Source organism: Polyangium fumosum (assembly GCF_005144585.1).
In the GTDB taxonomy this organism is placed as follows: domain Bacteria; phylum Myxococcota_A; class Polyangia; order Polyangiales; family Polyangiaceae; genus Polyangium; species Polyangium fumosum.
On record NZ_SSMQ01000045.1, the window covers coordinates 1 to 18,052 of the forward strand.

Annotated in this window: 18 protein-coding genes; 5 read left to right on the forward strand and 13 right to left on the reverse strand. The window is 69.9% G+C overall.

All coding sequences use genetic code 11. The features are described from left to right. Positions 1-127: 127 nt before the first annotated feature. From E8A74_RS33445 to E8A74_RS33485, 9 genes are all read right to left on the reverse strand, one after another. The gene (locus E8A74_RS33445) at positions 128-1,078 is read right to left on the reverse strand and encodes a HEAT repeat domain-containing protein (RefSeq protein ID WP_136933183.1); all 951 of its coding nucleotides are present in this window, start codon (positions 1,076-1,078) and stop codon (positions 128-130) included. Further along, positions 1,075-2,955: a protein-arginine deiminase family protein gene (locus E8A74_RS33450; RefSeq protein WP_136933184.1), complete on the reverse strand. Its 1,881-nt coding sequence runs from the start codon at positions 2,953-2,955 to the stop codon at positions 1,075-1,077. Before E8A74_RS33450 ends, E8A74_RS33445 begins: the two co-directional genes overlap by 4 nt. Before the next feature lie 160 nt (positions 2,956-3,115). Further along, complete coding sequence (locus tag E8A74_RS33455) at positions 3,116-4,441, reverse strand: MFS transporter (protein WP_136933185.1); 1,326 nt, start codon at positions 4,439-4,441, stop codon at positions 3,116-3,118. A 13-nt stretch (positions 4,442-4,454) separates the two neighbouring features. Then, positions 4,455-5,012 (reverse strand): hypothetical protein, encoded by a 558-nt coding sequence (locus E8A74_RS33460; RefSeq protein ID WP_136933186.1) that lies wholly within the window; start codon positions 5,010-5,012, stop codon positions 4,455-4,457. Continuing rightward, entirely contained in the window at positions 5,009-6,271 is a 1,263-nt protein-coding gene (gene epmA, locus E8A74_RS33465) for an EF-P lysine aminoacylase EpmA (protein WP_211365504.1), read from the reverse strand. The genes E8A74_RS33460 and epmA overlap by 4 nt, the downstream gene beginning before the upstream one ends. Before the next feature lie 18 nt (positions 6,272-6,289). Further along, entirely contained in the window at positions 6,290-6,691 is a 402-nt protein-coding gene (locus tag E8A74_RS33470) for a hypothetical protein (protein WP_136933187.1), read from the reverse strand. A gap of 13 nt (positions 6,692-6,704) precedes the next feature. After that, positions 6,705-7,397 carry a CDP-diacylglycerol--glycerol-3-phosphate 3-phosphatidyltransferase gene (gene pgsA / locus E8A74_RS33475; RefSeq protein WP_136933188.1) on the reverse strand — a complete coding sequence of 231 codons (693 nt, stop codon included), beginning with the start codon at positions 7,395-7,397 and terminating at the stop codon, positions 6,705-6,707. Then, the gene (locus E8A74_RS33480) at positions 7,387-8,724 is read right to left on the reverse strand and encodes a tetratricopeptide repeat protein (RefSeq protein ID WP_136933189.1); all 1,338 of its coding nucleotides are present in this window, start codon (positions 8,722-8,724) and stop codon (positions 7,387-7,389) included. Before E8A74_RS33480 ends, pgsA begins: the two co-directional genes overlap by 11 nt. Before the next feature lie 72 nt (positions 8,725-8,796). Next, positions 8,797-9,519: a HisA/HisF-related TIM barrel protein gene (locus tag E8A74_RS33485; protein ID WP_136933253.1), complete on the reverse strand. Its 723-nt coding sequence runs from the start codon at positions 9,517-9,519 to the stop codon at positions 8,797-8,799. A 57-nt stretch (positions 9,520-9,576) separates the two neighbouring features. Between E8A74_RS33485 and E8A74_RS33490 the strand changes: the two genes are divergently transcribed. Next, positions 9,577-9,873 carry a DUF2288 domain-containing protein gene (locus tag E8A74_RS33490; protein ID WP_136933190.1) on the forward strand — a complete coding sequence of 99 codons (297 nt, stop codon included), beginning with the start codon at positions 9,577-9,579 and terminating at the stop codon, positions 9,871-9,873. Between the two features lie 475 nt (positions 9,874-10,348). Here the strand turns inward: E8A74_RS33490 and E8A74_RS52975 are convergent, their stop codons facing one another. Both E8A74_RS52975 and E8A74_RS33500 read right to left on the reverse strand, forming a co-directional pair. Beyond that, positions 10,349-10,873, reverse strand: coding sequence for a hypothetical protein (locus E8A74_RS52975; protein WP_170229567.1), 525 nt, complete (start codon positions 10,871-10,873; stop codon positions 10,349-10,351). A gap of 7 nt (positions 10,874-10,880) precedes the next feature. Next, positions 10,881-12,257 carry a hypothetical protein gene (locus E8A74_RS33500; protein ID WP_136933191.1) on the reverse strand — a complete coding sequence of 459 codons (1,377 nt, stop codon included), beginning with the start codon at positions 12,255-12,257 and terminating at the stop codon, positions 10,881-10,883. Positions 12,258-12,459: 202 nt separating this feature from the next. On the opposite strand from E8A74_RS33500, the gene E8A74_RS33505 reads away from it, so the two are divergent. Genes E8A74_RS33505 through E8A74_RS33515 form a run of 3 tightly spaced genes read left to right on the forward strand, consistent with a single transcriptional unit; the run spans position 12,460 to position 15,961 of the window. Continuing rightward, positions 12,460-14,136, forward strand: coding sequence for a DUF1592 domain-containing protein (locus tag E8A74_RS33505; protein WP_136933192.1), 1,677 nt, complete (start codon positions 12,460-12,462; stop codon positions 14,134-14,136). Continuing rightward, positions 14,133-15,509 (forward strand): DUF1552 domain-containing protein, encoded by a 1,377-nt coding sequence (locus E8A74_RS33510; RefSeq protein WP_136933193.1) that lies wholly within the window; start codon positions 14,133-14,135, stop codon positions 15,507-15,509. Before E8A74_RS33505 ends, E8A74_RS33510 begins: the two co-directional genes overlap by 4 nt. Positions 15,510-15,532: 23 nt before the next feature. Further along, a complete protein-coding gene (locus E8A74_RS33515; RefSeq protein ID WP_136933194.1) occupies positions 15,533-15,961 on the forward strand; it encodes a nuclear transport factor 2 family protein in 429 nt (142 codons plus the stop codon). Between the two features lie 3 nt (positions 15,962-15,964). Here E8A74_RS33515 and hisH read toward each other — a convergent pair whose 3' ends face one another. Further along, the gene (gene hisH / locus E8A74_RS33520) at positions 15,965-16,609 is read right to left on the reverse strand and encodes an imidazole glycerol phosphate synthase subunit HisH (RefSeq protein WP_136933195.1); all 645 of its coding nucleotides are present in this window, start codon (positions 16,607-16,609) and stop codon (positions 15,965-15,967) included. A 2-nt stretch (positions 16,610-16,611) separates the two neighbouring features. After that, the gene (hisB, locus tag E8A74_RS33525) at positions 16,612-17,199 is read right to left on the reverse strand and encodes an imidazoleglycerol-phosphate dehydratase HisB (protein ID WP_136933196.1); all 588 of its coding nucleotides are present in this window, start codon (positions 17,197-17,199) and stop codon (positions 16,612-16,614) included. A 70-nt stretch (positions 17,200-17,269) separates the two neighbouring features. On the opposite strand from hisB, the gene E8A74_RS33530 reads away from it, so the two are divergent. Further along, positions 17,270-18,034: a hypothetical protein gene (locus E8A74_RS33530; protein WP_136933197.1), complete on the forward strand. Its 765-nt coding sequence runs from the start codon at positions 17,270-17,272 to the stop codon at positions 18,032-18,034. Positions 18,035-18,052: the final 18 nt, after the last annotated feature.

The window sequence follows — 18,052 nt, forward strand, 5'->3', positions numbered from 1 at the left end:
GTGGAAGAACTGCGCGGAGCGCAGTTCTTCCACCCTCGGTCCAGGCCGTGCCTGGTCCGGGTCCCGGGGCGGACAGCCCCGGGTGGGGTCTGGGGCAACGCCCCAGCGCAGCGGCCCCAGGGGTCGTTCAGCGCCGGAGCGGGCTGTTCCGGAACCGCTCGACCAGCGCGTCGAGTGCTGCTTGATCCCCTGGGCGAGCGCCGCGCTTTGCGGCCTCCGCGAGGTCCGGCGTTGATGCGTGATCCACCATCAGCACGGCTTTCGTGATGGCCACGCGTGCGTCGCCTTCGTAGCGCAGGTACGAGGCCACGAGGGCCCGTGCTGCGGTCGCGCGTACGACGGCTTCTTCACCGCTTGCTGCGATGATGGGCGTCTTCCAGGCCCAGGCCGAGCCTACGTCGCCGAGGGATCGGGCCACGAGGATCGCGGTCTCTGCGTCCGGGTGCGCGAGCAGCGTGGAGGCGAGCGCCTCGGCTACCACGAGCCTTCGGCAGTCGCCCATCCCTGCGAGCACGCCCTTCTGCTTCGGGCCTTCTTTTTTCGCTAGGGCCACGAGCTTCTGCGCGGCGGCGTCCGTGCCCAGCTTCCCGAGCGCCGAGGCCGCGGCACGCACGAGATCCGTGTGCATCTCGGTCGTGTCGATGATCGCGAAGAGCACCGGCGCGGCGCGGCCGTCTCGGAGCGAGCCCACGGCTTCCACGAGGCCCACGCGCCATGCGTGCCATGCGTCGTCGGACATGTCGCCGCGGGGCTTCGCCTCGATCGCGAGCTCGTTCAGCATCGGCAGGAGCGCGTCCTTGCCGAGGCCCTTCAGGATGGCTGCGACTGGCACGTAGCGACCGCGCTTCTGTGCGTCGAGCGTGGGCATGTCTTCTCGCAGCCGCGCGAGCGTGTCGAAGGCGGCTGGGTTCTCGCGGCGCGCGACGTTGATCGCCTGGACGAGCGTCGCCCGATCCTGCGCGGCGAGCCGCTCCGGCCCGATCCACACGCCATCGGCCGCGTTCGCCGCACCCGTGAACGCCGAGAGCACGAGACCTGCGGCGACCAGGCTGATCCCCAGGATACGCTTTGCCTTCATAGAGCACCTTCCCACCAGGGGTTCGCTTCCGGCACGACCCGCGTCGTGTTCGACCCGCAATGCACCTCTCCGTCGTTGCGGTGATAAAGGTTCCAGTTCTCGATGAAGCTCACCGTGATGCCGTAGGGCTTGAACGCCTCGACGAGCTGCGCCTCGAAGATGTCCTGGCCGTTGATGTTCGGGCCGTGTGGCTTCGGCGGGCCGAAGACCGTGTCCGAGAGGTAGATGCCGTTCACCGTGCCCGGCTGGTAGGCGACCGAGTAGCCCTGCGCCGGCTGATGCAAGAACGGGATGCGGATGATCTCGGCGTCCGTGATGCCCGTCTCCTGCTTCAGCACCTCGAGCTGCTCAGCGACCTCGACCGCGGACGACGCGCTCTCGTTCATCACGTCGGGGTCGTTCAGCACCTCGTCGATCGTGACCTCCGCGGGCGAGTTCCCCCACCAGTATTTGCCGATGAACATGCGCACGCTGCCGTGGCCGGCCGCCTTCGCTTCCTCGAGCATCGACTTCGCGAGCCCCGCGTCGTTCAGGCCGAGCGCCCAGCCGCGCGGCGTGTTGGCTTTGACGAACGTCGTCGTCTCGTCGACGTGCCCGACCAGCAGCCACTCCGTGCTGATGTTGATGATGGGCTGCGCGTTCTGCGCGCTCACCATGCGATCGAAGCTCTTGTCCGGGTAGTACGTGGGCGTCGAGCCGCGCAGCACCCGCCCGTTCGGGTAGCTCTTCCCGTCGTGGGTGTAGGGCGGCACGGTCTCCAGGTTCCCGAACGAGTTCAGCGAATCCATCCCGTTCGAGTGCTGCGGATCGAACTGCGCGAGGGCGCCGACGTCCTTGCCGCGGAGCGCGAACACGATCCGCCCGGCGCTGCGCAGGCTGCCCGTGTGGTTCGCCGAGCGCACGTTCACGTGCATCACGTGTTGCTTGCCGCCCGCGCCGGGCATCGAGGTGTACGCGGTCTCGAAGTAGTCCTGCGTCCACTGATCCGAGTTCGCGTACTCGTAGAGCGGCTCGGCGAGACCTGCGGTCTGCATGGCCGCCTTCAGGTCGTTGCGGAACGCGGTCGACGAGGCCTCTCCCTGGACGTTCGCTGCGTAGATCGTGCGCGCCGGGTGGAGGTGGTGGCGGAAGAGCACCGGCGCCACGCGGAGCCGCACGGTGTCCTTCTCCTCCGGCATCGGCGCGCCCGAGGGATCGGTGCCCGTCACTGTCAGCGAGACGTCGACGAACCCGTCCCACACGGCCGTATCGCGCGTGATGTCGCGCGCCTCGATCGCCAGCTCGACACCGGCCGCGAGATCCGCCTGGCCGAGCTTCGTCGCGGGATCGAAGAACTCGAACGCGCCGACGGCCGTCTTCCGGAAGAGCCGCACCTGCTCCGGCGCGCTCACCGTGATCGTGCCCGTGGCGTCGGCGTAGGCCGCCGGCCACGGCGCGGCCACGATCCGCGCGAGGTCGGCGAGATCCTCCTCGCCGTTCACCACCGTATCGGCGGCGTCGTTGCACCCGATGAGCTGCGCGTCGTTCTGACCGCCCGCGGGGCACTGGTCCTCATCGTCGTCGATGTTGGCGAGGAAGATCGCGCCGTGCGCGGCGTCCCACGTGTCCTCGCCTTGATCCTCCGTGGGATCGTCGAAATCGATCGTGCCGTTGCGGTTCACGTCGGCGCGCAGATCGACGGGGCCCGTGGGCCCGCCGCCGCCTTGCCCCGCGCCGCCTTGCGCGGCTCCGCCCTGTCCCGCGCCGCCTTGTCCTGCGCCGCCCCCGACGCCTGGGCCCGAGCTGAGCCCGAGATCCTCGTCCGCTCCGCCGCACCCGGCCGCGAGCGCGGCTCCGGAGAGCGTCGCGGCGCACAGCCACGTCCATCGTCTACGCATTCGTTTCACCTCGAACGATTGTCCGTCCTGCGTGAGGCATCGATGTAGGCCGGCGAATGCCTCGCCGCAACGACCGAATCGTTACGAAATGTGTCCGTTCACGTGACGTGGGAATTGTTCGCCGAGTGTGCTCTCGACGGGAAAACGCGCGCCGCGGAACTCACGCCGGCGTTGCAGTCTGCGCGTCTTTTTCGCCGCGGAAGTAAGCCTCGGCCTTCTTGGGATCGCAGAGGAGCAAGAGCGGGATCGCCACGACCTGGACGAATGCGGCGATGAGGATCGCGCGCGAATACCCCATGCGATCCGCCAACCATCCGCCGTACCACGCCGTGAACGAGTAGCAGAGGTTCGTCATGGCCATGTAGGCCGTGAAATGGGTCGCGCCGAGCGCCGGGTTCGAGATCGTCATGAAGAAGCCGAGCGTCGCCGCGCTGTACATGCAGTACGCGAACTGGTGCGCCACCTGGTACGCGACGAGGAAGCCGAACCGCGGCCAGAGCTCTGGGTGCGCCGCGAAGGTCGCCATCACGAGCCCGATGAGGAGCATGCTCACGGCCATGATGCTCCGCTTGCCGAAGCGATCCGCGAGCGCGCCCCCGACGAGCGAGCCCACGACGCCCGCGGGCGCGTCGAAGGTGCTGAGCGCCCAGAGCGCCTCCTCGGAGAGCCCGAGGTCCTTGCGGTAGAGGCGCGTCGTGAAGGTGCCGACGAGCGCGAACCCGGCCGGCGCGCAGAAGCCGATGACGAACCCCCCGAGCCCCGGCCAGAACCGCAGCGTCCGGACGAGCTCCTTCACGTTCAGCCGCTTGCCCTCCGGCGCGAGCTCGGCGCCCTCGCTGCGAGGTCGCTCCCGCACGAGCAGCGGCGCCAGCATGATCACCCACACCGGCAGGGCCATCGCGACGAACGTGGCTTCCCATCCGATGTGCTTCGCGAGCTTCGCGCCGCCGGCGCCGATCGCGACGCCGATGATCTTCGCGGCCCACATGATGCTGTTGGCGCGCCCGGTCTCGTCGGCCGGCAGGATGTCCACCGCGAGCCCGTCCGACGCCACGTCCTGGAGCGCGGCGAACGAGTTGTGGACGAACAAGAGCACGTTGATCACGCCGAGTCGGTTCGGATCCGCGGCGGCGAGCGCGAGCAGCGGCAGCCCCATCAGGAGCTCGGCGAGGAGGATGAACGGGCGCCGCCGGCCGAACCGGCCGCCGCGGTACCGATCGAGCAGCGGCCCGAGGAAGACCTTGAAGCTCCAGGGCAGGTAGGCGATCCCCATGACCGTGCCGAGCGCCTCGTTGCTGAGCCCGCGATCGATCAGGAAGACGCGGTAGCCGCCCGCGAGAAAGCCCCAGGGGATCCCCTGCGCGAAGTACATCAAGCCGAAGAAGACGAAGCGGAGGATCCGGCTGTCCGCGAGCGTCTTGCCGCGTGGCTTCGGCGGAGCGGTCGCCTCGGGAGCAGCGTAGAGGTTCTCGGCCGGCTCGCTCATCGCGCCGAGGCTATCACGCCTCGTCGTCGCCCGAGGTCTCCGGGGCGGAGCGATCCCGGAGCCGCGGGAAGAGCGTCGCGCGGATCGACGCGGCCGGCTCGTCGAAGAGGGCTTCGAGGCGCGTGTACACGACGCCGACGAGCCGGCCTTTGGGCGGCCGAAGCGCGGCGTGCACGAACGTCACGTCGATCGTGATGCCCGCGTGCGCCGAGGCGTCCGCCGCGAGCTCGCTCGCCCGTTCGTGGCCACGCGCGCGGTCCTTCGTCGTGCGGATCCGGAGATGCAGGCCCGCGCGGAGGAGCGCGTGGTAGCTCGCCATCCACGCCATCCACGGCTCGATCGCGCCGCCCGCGCGGGCCGCCCGGAGCGCGGCGAGGCGCGCGTCGACGACGTCGAGCGGCAACGTGTCGAGCTCGTGCAGCGCGCCCGGGAAGCGCTCGGCGAGCGCCTTGAACACGGCCCGTGCGGGTAGGGGCTCGCCGCGATCCCGGGCGCGCCGGAGCGCCGCGATCTCGGCGTATTTGCCTTCGAGGGCGGCGAGCGCCTCTTGGCTCGGCGCGGACGTCTTCACAACCAGGCGTACGGGAAGGCCGTGACGTCGCCGATCGCGCGCGCGCCGAGGCCGAGCGCGATCAGCCGATCGATCCCGAGCGCGTTGCCGGCCGCGGGCGGCATGCCCTCCGCCAGCGCCGCGAGGAAACGCTCGTCGATCGGATACACGGGTTTGCCCTCGGCGCGCCGCTGCGCCTGATCCCGTTCGAAGCGCTCGCGCTGCTCGACCGGATCCGTCAGCTCGCCGAAGCCGTTGCACACCTCCACGCTGCCCACGTAGAGCTCGAAGCGCTCGGCGACACGCGGATCGTTCGGGCAGAGGCGCGCGAGCGACGCGAACGGGGCCGGGTACTCCACGAGGAAGACCGGCCGGCCGAGGCGCGCGAGGCTCGGCTCGATGTGCTCGACGAGCAGCCGAAAGAAGCGGTCCTCGTCCTCGCTCGCCATCGTGATCGCCTCGTCCGCGCTCGTGCCCGCGTAGCGCGCGAACGCCTCGCCGACGGAGATCCGCTCGAACGGCGCCGCGAGATCCACGCGTGTCCCCTCGACCTCGATCACGTGTGTCCCCGCGAGCTTCGAGACGACCGACCGGACGAGCTCCTCCGTGTCCGCGACGACCGCGTCCATCGACGCGAACGCGCGGTACCACTCGAGCATCGTGAACTCGGGGTTGTGGCGGCTGCCGATCTCGCCGCGGCGATAACACCGCGCGAGCTGAAAACAACGCGGCACGCCGCCCGCGAGCAGGCGCTTCATCTGGTACTCGGGCGACGTGATGAGCCAGAGCGGGCGACCTTCGGGACTACCCTCCACTCCGAACGCATCGAGGTGCAAATCGAGGCCGGGGCAGGGGACCATCGAGGGCGTCTCGACCTCCAGAAACCCCCGGCGCACGAAGAACGATCGCACCTCGGCGAGCGCCTCCGCACGTGCCCGGAGCGCGCGCCCCACGCCGCGAAACACGAGACGCTCGGTCTCCGTCTCCGGCGCCTCGCTCGCCGCGCCCCGCGAGACGTTCGGCGTGTGCGGCGTGTGCCGCTCGATCACGCGGCCCCCGGCGAGCTTCCCCGCGACGAACGAGGCCTCGACGATCGCGAGATCCGCCGGCGCGAGGGAGCCCTCCGCGAGCGTGATCGTCACGCGCGCGAACGCGTCGGCGAGGACGATCTCGTCGCCCACGACGTCGAGGACGCGGCCCCCCACGCGGATCGGCCCCGGCGCGCCCGCCAGCGTATCGAGATCACCCGGGGCGAACGGCGAAACCTGAGGTTCGGTCACGTCGGCACGCGCGGGGACTCAGCCTCCGCTGCCCCCGGCGCCGCCCATCCCGCCCGTGCCTCCGGCGCCGCCCATGCCGCCGGTGCCGCCCGTACCTCCGGTGCCGCCGGTGCCGCTGGCCATGCCGCCCGTACCGCCGGTGCCTCCGGTGCCTCCGCCCGCGCCGCCTGCGCCGCCGACGCCGCCGGTGAGCGCCCCGGGCGTGCACGCGGGCTCGTCACTGCCCGTCGGCGGGCAGCAGATGTCCGAGGACCCGAGTAGCTCGGTCTTCGACACGCATACGAGGCCGTCCTCGCAGTCGCTGTTGTTGTTGTCGATGCTGCAAGCCTGACCGACGCTCTGGTTCGAACACGCGGCGAAGGCGAGGCCCGCGGCGAGCGTGACCAGGACGAACCCCGGGAAGATACGGCGTGAAATCACGCCGGCTCTCTTATCATTTTTCCCGCGCCTGCTCCGGTCCCTCGTACGCCGCCTTGTTCTTCGCGTCGATCGCATCCACGAAGAGGCTCATGTACCGGCCCGCGCTCCAGAGCGAAAAGACGAGCGACGTGTAGATCAAGAGCCGCCCGACGTGCACCAGATCGACGACCCCGAAGTCGAAGATGCCGATCGTGAACCCGTAGGGGTAGCCGAGGATCAGGCACACGATCCCGATCATCTGCAGCGCCGTCTTCGTCTTGCCGCCCTCGCCCGCGGCGATGATGATGCCCTCGGACGAGGCGATCGAGCGCAGGGCCGTGATCGTGATCTCGCGCGAGATCAAGAGCACCACCGCCCACGCCGAGATGCGCCCCATCGGGACGAGCCAGACCAGCGTGCCCGTGACGATGAGTTTGTCCGCGAGCGGATCGAGGAACTTGCCGAGCACGCTGACGAGGCCTTGCCGCCGCGCGAGCCAGCCATCGAGCATGTCCGTGATCGCCGCGAGCGCGTAGACCCCCGCGGCCCAGAAGCAGTCGTGCGGGCTGCCGCGCCCGAGCAGGATGAGCACGACCGGGATCATGATGATCCGGGCGAACGTCAGGAGGTTCGGGACGTTCCGCGCGTCCTCCCAGAGCGTCTTGCGCCGCGCCGCCTTGATCTTCCGGAGCGACGCCTTGTCCACCTTCGAGCCGCTAGCGACCATGGAGCAGCACCGTGCCCTCGCCCGAGAAGACGACCAAACTCTTCACCCCGGCCGGCGCCTCGCTCGGCGGGAGCGCCCGCGGAATCACGCGCCCCATCCAGCCGAGGACGCTCGGCGCATGCAGCGCCGTGCTCTTGCCCTCGCGGACGTCGAGCGCGAGCATCGGCCCCTTGAGCCGCGCCACGAGCGTCCCCGGGCCGCGAAGCTGCACCATCCCGACCGCCTCGCCGTCCCCCACAGGCATGCGGCCGTTCTCGTAGCTCATCGCCCCTTCGAAGCCACCGAGCAGATCCTCGCGCAGGTAAAGCGGCTCTTCTTCCAGGCTGATCGGCACGAGCTCGTGCTCCGGCGGCGGCGTGAGGACGAGATCCCCGCGCCCTTCGAGCTCGACGAGCCCGTCGCCCTCGCCGCCGAGCGGCTCCTCCAGCGACTTCCCGCGCATCCTCCGCATCATCGGCTTGTGGCGCGGGCCGCTCGTGTAGGCCATCGAGCGGACGAGCGAGGGCCGCACGGCAAACCCGCTCGTCGCCGCGACGAGCAAGACGCCGCCCGGGTGCGCCGCGATCTTCCCCTCCGCGGGGAACGTGAGCGTGTGGCGCCGGCCGAGATCGGTCGGCGAGAGCGGGCCGCGCGGCGGCGAGTCGGACTTCGCCGCGTGGGTCGCCGTCGTGGTCGCGGCCGGCGTGGCGCGCGGCGGCCCCGCATCCGCGGCGGCGAGGAGCGCGTCCCAGCCCGCCGAGATCGACTGCGGCAGCGCGCTCGACGGCGTGAGGTCCATCGTGCGATCGATCTCCTGGAACGATCCCGGCGGGAGCGAGGGCTTGCGTTGCCCGTTCAGCGTCATCCCCGTCGCGTCCATGATCCGACGCGCCATCGCCTCGTGACCGCCGCGCGTGAACGCGTGGAGCGCGCGATCCGCGTCGCCGAGCGCCTGATGCGCGAGGCCGAGGTACCCCCACGCGCGCTGGTGCCCCGCTTGTTGCGCGACCACCCGTTCGAGCTCCTGCCGCGCCCGCGCGGGTTGCCCCGTCTTCAAGAAGCAGAGCGCGAGGTTCACGCGCGGCTCGAGGGACTCCGGGTAGGCCTGGACGAGCTTCTCGTAGATGGCGATGGCCCGCGGGTAGAGGCCGAGCCGGAAGTAGACGACGCCGAGCAGGTCCTGGCCCTTCGGATCCGCGGGCGAGAGCTCGAGCGCCTGCTCCAGCTCGACCCGCGCCTCCACGACGCGGTTGTCCTGCAGGAGTTCGCCACCACGATACAGGTGGAAGAGGAAGTCTTCCCCGGGATCACCCGAGGGAGGGCGCGGCGGAGATGCTCGGTCGGCCACGGCGCGCAGGGTACACGATGATCGCCGCGGGAAAAGGGCGCGCGCGGCGTTTCACCTCCCGAACCGGGTGCGTCAGGGAACGGAGGCCGCCGCCGCGAGGGCCTCTTCCAGCGTGAAAACGCGCTCATAGAGCGCGCGCCCCACGATCGCGGCGGACACGCCCGGGACACGCGCGAGCGCGCGAATGTGCTCGAGGCTGCCCACGCCGCCCGACGCGATCACGGGAAACCCTCCCCTCTCGGCGAGCGCCGCCGTCGCCGTGACGTTCGGCCCCACCTGCGTGCCGTCCCGCGCCACGTCCGTGTAGAGCAGCGCTGCCACGGGCGCGCCCGCGAGATCACGCGCGACGTCGAGCGCCGTGCGGGTCGACGTCCGCACCCACCCCTCCACCGCGACGAACCCGTCCTTCGCATCGAGCGCGACGACCACGCGCCCCGGGTGCGCCGTCGCGAGCGCGCGGACCATCCCGAGATCCTGGATCGCGGCCGTCCCGAGCACGACCTTGTCCGCCCCGAGCGCGAGATACGCCTCCGCCGTCTCGGCCGAGCGCACCCCACCGCCGACCTCCACCCCCGGCCCGAACGCCTGCACGACCGCGCGGACGAGCTCCTTCTGCACGGGCCGACCTTCCCGCGCGCCCTCCAGATCGACCACGTGAAGCGCGTCGACCTTGCCCTTGAGCCGTGCCGCGAGGCCCACGGGATCCGCGTCGTAGATGGTGACAGCGTCGTACCGCCCTTGATGCAGGCGGACCGCCTTGCCCTCGAAGAGATCGATCGCAGGGAGGATCCACATCACGAGCCGAGGCCTACGATGGAACCAGCCCGAGGAAAAGCTAGGCTCTCGCGCATCATGCGGGAACGAATCGCCGAGACCCTCGGAGACGTCCACTGGAGCGACCTCCGCGCGCACATCGCGCGGGGCGCCGTCATCATCGTCGACGACGCGCTCGATCTGCTCGACGTCGGCGTGGCCCTCGCGAAGAACGACGTGCCCACCGTCGACGCGTGGATCCGCGCAGGGAAGCTCCAGAAGCCCACCACCGAGGATCTCACGCGCTGGTCGCTCGACGCGAGCACGCGTTTCCTCGCGGCCATCGTGCAGCCGTTCGTCCTGATCCGACGGCCCGCCGCGAAGGTGCTGTCCTAGAGGCCGAGGCCTGGGCGTGAGCGCGCGTCTCCAGGTCGCGTGCACACGTCTCCAGGTCGCGTGCACGCGTCTCGAAGGCGCGTGCGCGCGTGTTCCTCATCACGAACACGCGTCTTCAGGTCGCGTGCACGCGTCTCCAGGTCGCGTGCACACGTCTCCAGGTCGCGTGCACGCGTTTTCAGGTCGCGTGCACGCGTTTTCAGGTCGCGTGCACACGTCTCCAGGTCGCGTGCACGCGTCTCCAGGTCGCGTGCACGCGTTTTCAGGTCGCGTGCACACGTCTCCAGGTCGCGTGCACACGTCTCCAAGTCGTGCGCACACGCCTCGAAGGCGCGTGCGCACGTGTCCATCATCACGAACGCGCGTCTCGAAGGCGCGTGCACGCGTCTCCAAGTCGCGTGCGCACGTGTGTTTCGTCACGTGCACGCGCCTTCAAGTCGCGCGCGGGCGTCTCCAGATCGCGTGCGCGCGTGTGTTACGTCCCGCCCATGCCACCGGCGCCGCCCATGCCACCGGCGCCGCCCATGCCACCGGCGCCGCCCATGCCACCGGCGCCGCCGGAGCCCGGGCCCGCCTGCGGATCGAGGCTCTCGATCCAGAGCTTCACGCAGTTGATCTCGAGATCGGTCATCGAGCCGCCGAGCGGCATCTTCAGCCCGCACGGCGGCGGATCCACGAGCTTCGCGTAGATCAGGCTGCCCGCCGCATCGATCGGGTTCGCCAGGATCACGCTCCCGCAAGACTCGGTCCCCGCGACGCTCACGAGCCGCGACTCGAGGTTCGGCGAGGCCAGGTCCACCGTCGTCGTGCCCGCCGCATGGCAGTTCGCCGTGCCGCATTTCGCCGCGAGCATCACAGGCACATCCGGGCAGGCCCCGCCGCCCTGGAAGATCGCCTTCTCCTCCTCGGTCAGCGTACCCGGACAACCAGCCGCGAGCGCGACGACGAAGGGGGCGGAGAGCGCCGCGGCGCAGATACGGAAGAAGCGCGCGTTCATCATCGTGTCCTCAATCCATGTAAGCCAGGCCGAGCCGGACGCCGAAGAACTGATCGAGCGCGCCGCCCGCCACGAACGCGTCGCCGAGCACGGGATCGAAGTCCGAGAAGAACCGATCGTAGTGGCCCGTGAGCCGGATCTGCAGCCCCGACTCGAAGCGCACGGCGAGCCCCGCCGCCGTCGTGATTCCATGCACCTTCGCGCCCGTGAACCGCTCGTACACCGCGCCCGTCGTGAGCGGCTCGAGCCACTCGAACCCGAGGAGCACCGCGACCGGCCCGACAGGGATCCACCCGTCGACGCCCGCGCGGATCGCCAGGTAGTCCACGTTCGCCACCTGTTTGCCGAGGTCGCCGGGCGCGTCGATCTGGAACTGCTGCCAACGGACCCCGCCGAGCACGCCGATCACCGGCCCCGTCGGCCGCGAGATCGGGATCCGGTACTTCAGCGCGGCCGTGACCCGCTGGTAGACCGTGTCCACCGGCTCGCCGCCCTCCGTCGCGGATTGCAACCCGAACGCGCGTGCATACCCGAGCGAGAGCCCGAGATCCCGCAGCACCGGCACCGTCGTCATCGCCGCCGGGAACACCTCGACCGACACGGCTCCCACGGGCGCGCCGTACACGTCGTAGCGCCGCAGGTTCCCTGAGATCCCGTCCGAGTACGTGAACACGCGCCCGCCGATCTCGAAGCCGACCTCCGCCGACACGATCGACGAGCCCGCCTGATGCCGCACCCGCGCCGGAGGCTCCTCCTCCTTCGGCTTCGTCTCGGCCGGCGGAGGCGCTTCCGTGTCCTTCGGCTCGGGCGGCGGCGGCGGCGCGTACGTCTCGACCGCGCTCGTGATCGCCGCGGTGATCGCCTTCCTCCGTTCGTCCTCGGAGCCCTTCAGCGAGACCGCCGTGTCCACCGGCGTCGCGTCGTCCTCGGCGTTCACCCACACGAGGTGCACGCGCGTCTCGCCGCGCGCCTTCTGCACGATGCCCACGAGCACCGCGCCCGCGCCGAGGATCGACGCCGCTTGCTGCACGCGAGGCACGAGCCGATCACGTTGCTTCGTGTTCGTCATCGCGGCGCCGAGCGGCTTCGACTGGCCCGCCTTGCGCAGCGCTGCGGAAAACTCCTTCGTCGTGGCGACGACGATCCGATCGGGGAGCACGGCCTCGATGTCCCCGCGCACCGAGCCTGCGTCCGGGCCCTCCACGTGCACGGCCAAGATCTTCTTCGCCGCAGGCTCCGCGGCCGAGGCCGAGGCCGGCGCGCTCGCGGCCACGAAGCCGAGGAGGGGCGCCACGAGGCGCGTCACCAGCGCGAAGGCCCACGCCGCCGTTCGCGTGGATCGCGAGCGATTCGCCGCCCTTCGCGGCACCGCGTTCATCAAAAGCACGGCGTGAGCCTACAGGGGCCCGCGCCCGGGGGTAAAGACCTCCGCAAGGACGTCCTCGGCAGCAAAATCCTTTGCCATTGCGAAATTCGTGTGTGCTCCAAGAGAATCGGCGGATCCTGGGTTCGGACGCCGTGCTTGCGCGTTGACGCCCGTGGAGGCCCGGCATACCACCGGGGTTGCCAAAGCCCTGGAGGTGGCCGGCATGGAGATTCTTAGCGCCCCTTCCTCCGTCATGCGCCGCATTCCGACGCTCCTGCGCGCCGGAGCGCTCGTCCTCGCTTGTCTCTCGCCCGCGTGCGTCGGGACGATCGGCGGCTCGTCGGAGGATCAAGCAGCCGTTCAATCGATACCCGAGCGCAGCGCCTTCCCGCGCTTGACCCACGCGCAGTGGGAAAACTCGGTGCGCGACGTATTGCGCCTCGATGCGCCCCCGGGATTCTCGGCGTCGTTTACCGGGGACCCGCTCGGCGGCGTCTTCGACAACAACGAGGCCGTCCTTTCGGTCACGCCGAACCTGTGGGCCGATTACCAGCGCGCCGCCGAGGAGCTCGCGTCCCTGGTCGTCTCGGATCCCGCGAAGGTCGACGCGCTCGTGCCGGCCGATGAGGGACAAGGGAACGAGGCCCGCGCCCGCGCCTTCATCGAGGCCGTCGGCAAGCGCGCGTATCGCCGGCCCCTCACGGCCCCGGAAATCAACCAGCTCGTCGCGCTCTTCAACGAGGCCCCGAGCCTCATCGACGGCGACCCCTTCCTCGCCGGCGTCGAGCACGTCCTCTCGGCCCTCTTCCAGTCGCCGCATTTCATCTATCGCGTCGAGGGCACGCGCACCCCGCGCCCCGACGGCCTCATCCCGCTCGGCCCCTACGAGCGCGCCGCGCGGCTCTCGTACCTCCTCTGGAACACGATGCCCGACGACGTGCTCTTCGAGGCTGCCGCAGCGGGCGAACTCGACACGCAGGAGGGCCTGCGCACCCATGCCGAGCGCATGCTCGCGGATCCGCAGGCGCGCGACGTCGTCCTCGCGTTCCACCGCCAGCTCTTCGACTTCCGGAAGTTCGAGGATCTCTACAAGGATCCCGCCGTCTTCCCCGAGTTCGTCCCCGAGATCGGGAAAGACCTCGTCCGCGAGGCCGAGCTCTTCGTCGAGGACGTGGTCTTCGAGCAGGAAGGTGGCCTGACCGCGCTGCTCACCTCGCGCACCGCGTTCGTGAACGACAGGCTCGCGGGCATCTACGAGGTCGACGCGCCGAACGGCGCCGAGTTCGGCAAGGTCGAGCTCGACGCGGAAAAACGAAGCGGCATTCTCACCCGCGCCGGCTTCCTCGCGGCGAACGGCACGGCCCGCGCGTCCGACCCGATCCACCGCGGCGTCTTCGTGAACCTGCGTGTCCTCTGCGCGCGTTTGCCGCCGCCGCCGAACAACGTCCCGCCGCTGCCGCCCGTCGAGGGCAAGACGACGCGCGAGATCGTCGCCAGCCACACGGGCAAGGGCACGTGCGGCGCCTCGTGCCACGGCACGCTCATCAACCCGGCCGGCTTCGCGTTCGAGAACTACGACGCGATCGGCCGGTACCGGGCCGAGGACAACGGCTTCCCGGTCGACGCCGCGGACGCCTATCCGCTCGGCGGCGGGATGGCGAGCTTCAGCGACGCCCTCACGTGGAGCCAACTGCTCGCGGAGAGCCGCGAGGCGAACGAGTGCTTCGCGAAGAACTGGCTCGAGTTCGCCTACGGCAGGGATGCCGAGGTCGAGGACGCCAAGTTCATCGCGAAGCTCGGCGAGGCCTCGCGCACCGGCATGTCCGTCAAGGAGCTCCTGCTCGAGCTCGTCTCCTCCGACGCCTTCTCGACCCGCCGCCCTGTGGAGGTCGCGCAATGAATCGCCGTCATTTGCTTCGAGGTCTCTTCGGCGTCTCCCTCGCGCTCCCGTTCCTCGAGAGCTTCTCGCCGCGCAAGGCCGAGGCCGGCGCGGGCGACGTCCCTCCGTTCGCGATCTTCATGCGCCAGGCGAACGGCGTCGTGCAGCAGACCAACGACGAGCCGGAGATGTTCTGGCCGAGCCAGACGGGCGCGCTCACGACCGAGTCGATGAAGGCCGAGAGTGATCGTGCGGTCAGCGAGCTGAGCGAATATGCCTCGCGCCTCCTCCTGGTGAAGGGCATCAACTTCGCGTTCCCGGGCAACGGCTGCGGCCACTCCGGCGGCGGCAACCAGTGCCTCACGGCGCAGAAGGTCTCGACGGACCCGGTCGGCAACGAGTCGCTCGCGATGGGCGAGTCGATCGACAACCGCATCGCGCGCGAGCTCAACGCGCCGGGCGTCGAGCCCCTCACGTTGTATGCGGGCAAGAAGGCCGGCTACATCAATGAGGTGCTCTCGTACCGCGACGCGAAGGTCATCCGCGCGGCCGAGCACAACCCGATCAACGCCTACAAGGCGCTCTTTGGCCTCTCGGACCTCGACCCCGAGGTCCTGAAGCGGCTCGCCGCGCAACGCAAGAGCGTGAACGATCTCGTGCGTGAGCAGATGCAATCGCTCATGTCGCGCAAGGAGCTCGGCAAGGCCGACCGGGATCGATTGGACCTGCATTTCCAGTCGATCCGGGACCTCGAGGTCGGGCTCCAGTGCGCGCTCACGAAGGAAGAGGTCGCGGCGATGGAGGTGATGAGCCCGGACGCACGCGCGAACGACAACCTGGAGAAGGTCGCGCGGATGCAGATGGACATCATCGCGCTCGCGATGGCGTGCGGCACGACGCGCGCCGCGACGATCCAGATCGGCGACGGCAACGACAGCACCGAGTATTACATCAACGGCGTCCGGCAAAAGAGCTTCCACAAGATCTCGCACCGCATCGACAGCGACGGCTCCGAGGGCCCGCCGATCGAGGGCGCGTACCTGCTCCACCACGAGATCGACCGCATCCACGCGCGGATGTTCAAGTACCTGCTCGACAAACTCGCGGCCTACGATCTCGGCTCCGGATCGCTCCTCGATTTCGGCGTCGCGGTCTGGCTGAACGATCTCGGCAACAAGTACCACTCGTACACCGACGTCCCGTACGTCCTCGTGGGCGGCGCGAACGGCTACCTGAAGACGGGCCAGTACGTCGACGTGAACGGCGTTCACAACGGCCGCCTCCTCGGCACGATCGGCGCCGCCCTCGGCTGCAAGAACGCCGCGGGAGGCCCGCTCGACGATTTCGGCGACCCCGAGCTGCCGAAGGGCATGCTCACCGAGATCATCGCGTGAGTTGAAATGGTATATCGGGCAGCATGCCCACGCTGCCCGAGCGCATCCTCACGCTCTTCGCCACCTACCACATTCGCCGCGAGAAGATCCTCGTGGACCTCGACGCGCTCTACGCGCCCGACGTCCGCTTCGTGGATCCTTTCAACGACGTCACGGGCAAGGACCGCTTCCTCCGCATCAACGAGAACCTCTTCAAGCGCCTCCGGGAAATGCGCTTCGACGACCTCGCGCTCGTCGGCGAGGAGCCCCATTTCATGCTCTCGTGGACCGCGACGATCGAGAGCCGCCTCGGCCTCACGATCACGGCCCCGGGCGTGAGCGAGTTCCGCGCGGAGAGCGGCGTCGTCGTCTACCACCGCGATCACTGGGACGTGCTCTCGTCCGTGGCCGCGAGTGTCCCCGGCGTCCGGAAGCTCTATCCGCGCCTCACCGCCCTGTTCTTCGAGCGCTAATCGTTACGCCGCGACGAACGCCCCGAGCAGCACGAGCCCCGCGCCCTGGCTCTTCTCGGGGTGGAATTGCACGGCCGTCACGTTGTCCCGCGCGACCGCCGCCGTGACCACGTTCGGCCCGTGCGTCACCGTCGCCACGACGATCGACGGGTCCTCCGGCACCGCGTGATAGCTGTGCACGAAGTACACGTGCGGCGCCTCCGCGCCCCACGCGCCGAGCGCGCCCTCGGGCGTTCGCGTCATCTCAAGCCGATTCCACCCGATGTGCGGGATCTTCACCGCGCCCGCGCCCGCGCCTGGATCGAGCCTTCGCACGGCGCCGCGAAACACGCCGAGCCCCGCGGCCCCCGGCGCCTCCTCGCTCGACGCGAACAGCGCCTGCAGCCCCAAGCAAATGCCGAGATAGGGTTTGCCTCGACGAATGGCCTCCCGCAGCGCCTCCCCGAGCTCGCCCGCGAGCGCGGTCGCGCAATCGCGGAACGCGCCTTGCCCGGGCACCACGATCTTGTCCGCGCCGAGCACGTCCTCCGCCCGCCCGCTGCGGACGACCTCGCTCGCCACGCCGCGATCCTCGGCCGCGCGCGTGATCGCCCGCTCCACGCTGCGCAGGTTGCCCATCCCGAGATCCACGACGACGATCCGCGCCATGGCTAGAGGCTCCCCTTCGTCGACGGCACGCCGGCCACGCGCGGATCGATCCGCGTCGCCCGCATCAGCGCCTTCGCGAAGGCCTTGAAGCTGATCTCGATGATGTGGTGCAGGTTCTCGCCCTCCTGCATTTTGAGGTGCAAGTTGCACTGGGCCGACCGGGCGAAGGCCTCGAAGAACACCGGGACGAGCTCCACGTCGAACGTCCCGACCTTCGCCTTCGGCAGGGGCACGCGGAACACGAAATACGGACGACCCGAGAGATCGAGCGCGCACGTCACGAGCGCCTCGTCCATCGGCAACGTCGCCTCGCCGTAACGCGTGATCCCGGCCTTGTCCCCGAGCGCCTGCGCGACGGCCGAGCCGAGCACGATCCCGAGATCCTCGGTCGTGTGGTGCCCGTCGATCTCCACGTCGCCCTGGGCCTCCACGCTCAGGTCGAAGAGCCCGTGGCGCGCGATCTGATCGAGCATGTGCGAGAGGAACGGCAGCGGCGTCGTGATGCGGCTTTTTCCGGTCCCGTCCAGATCGACCTCGACGGCGATGCGGGTCTCGTGGGTCACGCGTTCGACCCGGCTAGCACGCGGCATGGCGGCCATCGTAGCGGCCCCGCGCGCCCATGGCGAAGCTCCTGCGCCCAGGATGTGTTATGCCCGCCTCGTGAAGCTCTCCGCCTGGTTCGTCGCCCTCGCGCTCCTCGGCACGGCCTGCAGCTCGAGCACCCTCGTCCAGCAAGGGCCCAGCGACACGCTCCGCGCCTACGCCCGCGCCCTCGAAGAAGGCCACGTCGACGAGGCCTATCGCCTGCTCTCCGACGACGCGAAGCGCTCGATGTCGCTCGAAGCGTTTCGCCGCGCCGTGAAGGAGAGCCCGGACGAGGTCATCGAGATCGCCCGCGCCGTCTCGCGCCCCGCGAGTGATCCGCTCGTCACGGCCACCGTGAGCTTGCCGAACGGCGACGAGCTGCTCCTCGTCTACGAAGACGGCAAATGGCGCATCGACGCCGCCGCGATCGACCTCTACAGCCAGGCCACGCCGCGCCAGGCGCTCGCGGGCTTCTTGCGGGCCTTCGAGCGCAAGCGTTACGACGTCGTCCTTCGCTACGTCCCCGACGCCGAAAAAGAAGGCATCACCCTCGGCGAGGAGCCCGCGCCCGCCGCGACGCCCGAGGCGGCCCCGCCGGCCGGAAAGGCCGACGCGCCCGCGCCGAAGACGACCGGCACGGAGCTCACGGCGGAGAAGCTCCGCGCGGCCTGGGAAGGCCCGCAGAAGGACCAGATCAACCGGATCGCCCAGGCCATCCGCACCGCGCTTCCGACGGCCGTCATCGAGGAGACCGGCGACAGCGCGTCGATGTCCTACGGCGCCGGCGGTACGGTCGCCCTCGTTCGCGAGCACGGGCTCTGGAAAATTCGCGACTTCTGACGCGGCCCGCGCGGGCCC

What these genes read in the sequence shown, in the direction of transcription:
- E8A74_RS33490 (WP_136933190.1), top strand. Translation starts at nt 9,577, where the DNA reads ATGCGGGAACGAATCGCCGAGACCCTCGGAGACGTCCACTGGAGCGAC.
- hisB (WP_136933196.1), bottom strand. Translation starts at nt 17,199, where the DNA reads ATGCCGCGTGCTAGCCGGGTCGAACGCGTGACCCACGAGACCCGCATC.
- pgsA (WP_136933188.1), bottom strand. Translation starts at nt 7,397, where the DNA reads ATGGTCGCTAGCGGCTCGAAGGTGGACAAGGCGTCGCTCCGGAAGATC.
- E8A74_RS33485 (WP_136933253.1), bottom strand. Translation starts at nt 9,519, where the DNA reads ATGTGGATCCTCCCTGCGATCGATCTCTTCGAGGGCAAGGCGGTCCGC.
- hisH (WP_136933195.1), bottom strand. Translation starts at nt 16,609, where the DNA reads ATGGCGCGGATCGTCGTCGTGGATCTCGGGATGGGCAACCTGCGCAGC.
- E8A74_RS33505 (WP_136933192.1), top strand. Translation starts at nt 12,460, where the DNA reads ATGGAGATTCTTAGCGCCCCTTCCTCCGTCATGCGCCGCATTCCGACG.
- E8A74_RS33455 (WP_136933185.1), bottom strand. Translation starts at nt 4,441, where the DNA reads ATGAGCGAGCCGGCCGAGAACCTCTACGCTGCTCCCGAGGCGACCGCT.
- E8A74_RS52975 (WP_170229567.1), bottom strand. Translation starts at nt 10,873, where the DNA reads ATGATGAACGCGCGCTTCTTCCGTATCTGCGCCGCGGCGCTCTCCGCC.
- E8A74_RS33445 (WP_136933183.1), bottom strand. Translation starts at nt 1,078, where the DNA reads ATGAAGGCAAAGCGTATCCTGGGGATCAGCCTGGTCGCCGCAGGTCTC.
- E8A74_RS33515 (WP_136933194.1), top strand. Translation starts at nt 15,533, where the DNA reads ATGCCCACGCTGCCCGAGCGCATCCTCACGCTCTTCGCCACCTACCAC.
- E8A74_RS33510 (WP_136933193.1), top strand. Translation starts at nt 14,133, where the DNA reads ATGAATCGCCGTCATTTGCTTCGAGGTCTCTTCGGCGTCTCCCTCGCG.
- E8A74_RS33450 (WP_136933184.1), bottom strand. Translation starts at nt 2,955, where the DNA reads ATGCGTAGACGATGGACGTGGCTGTGCGCCGCGACGCTCTCCGGAGCC.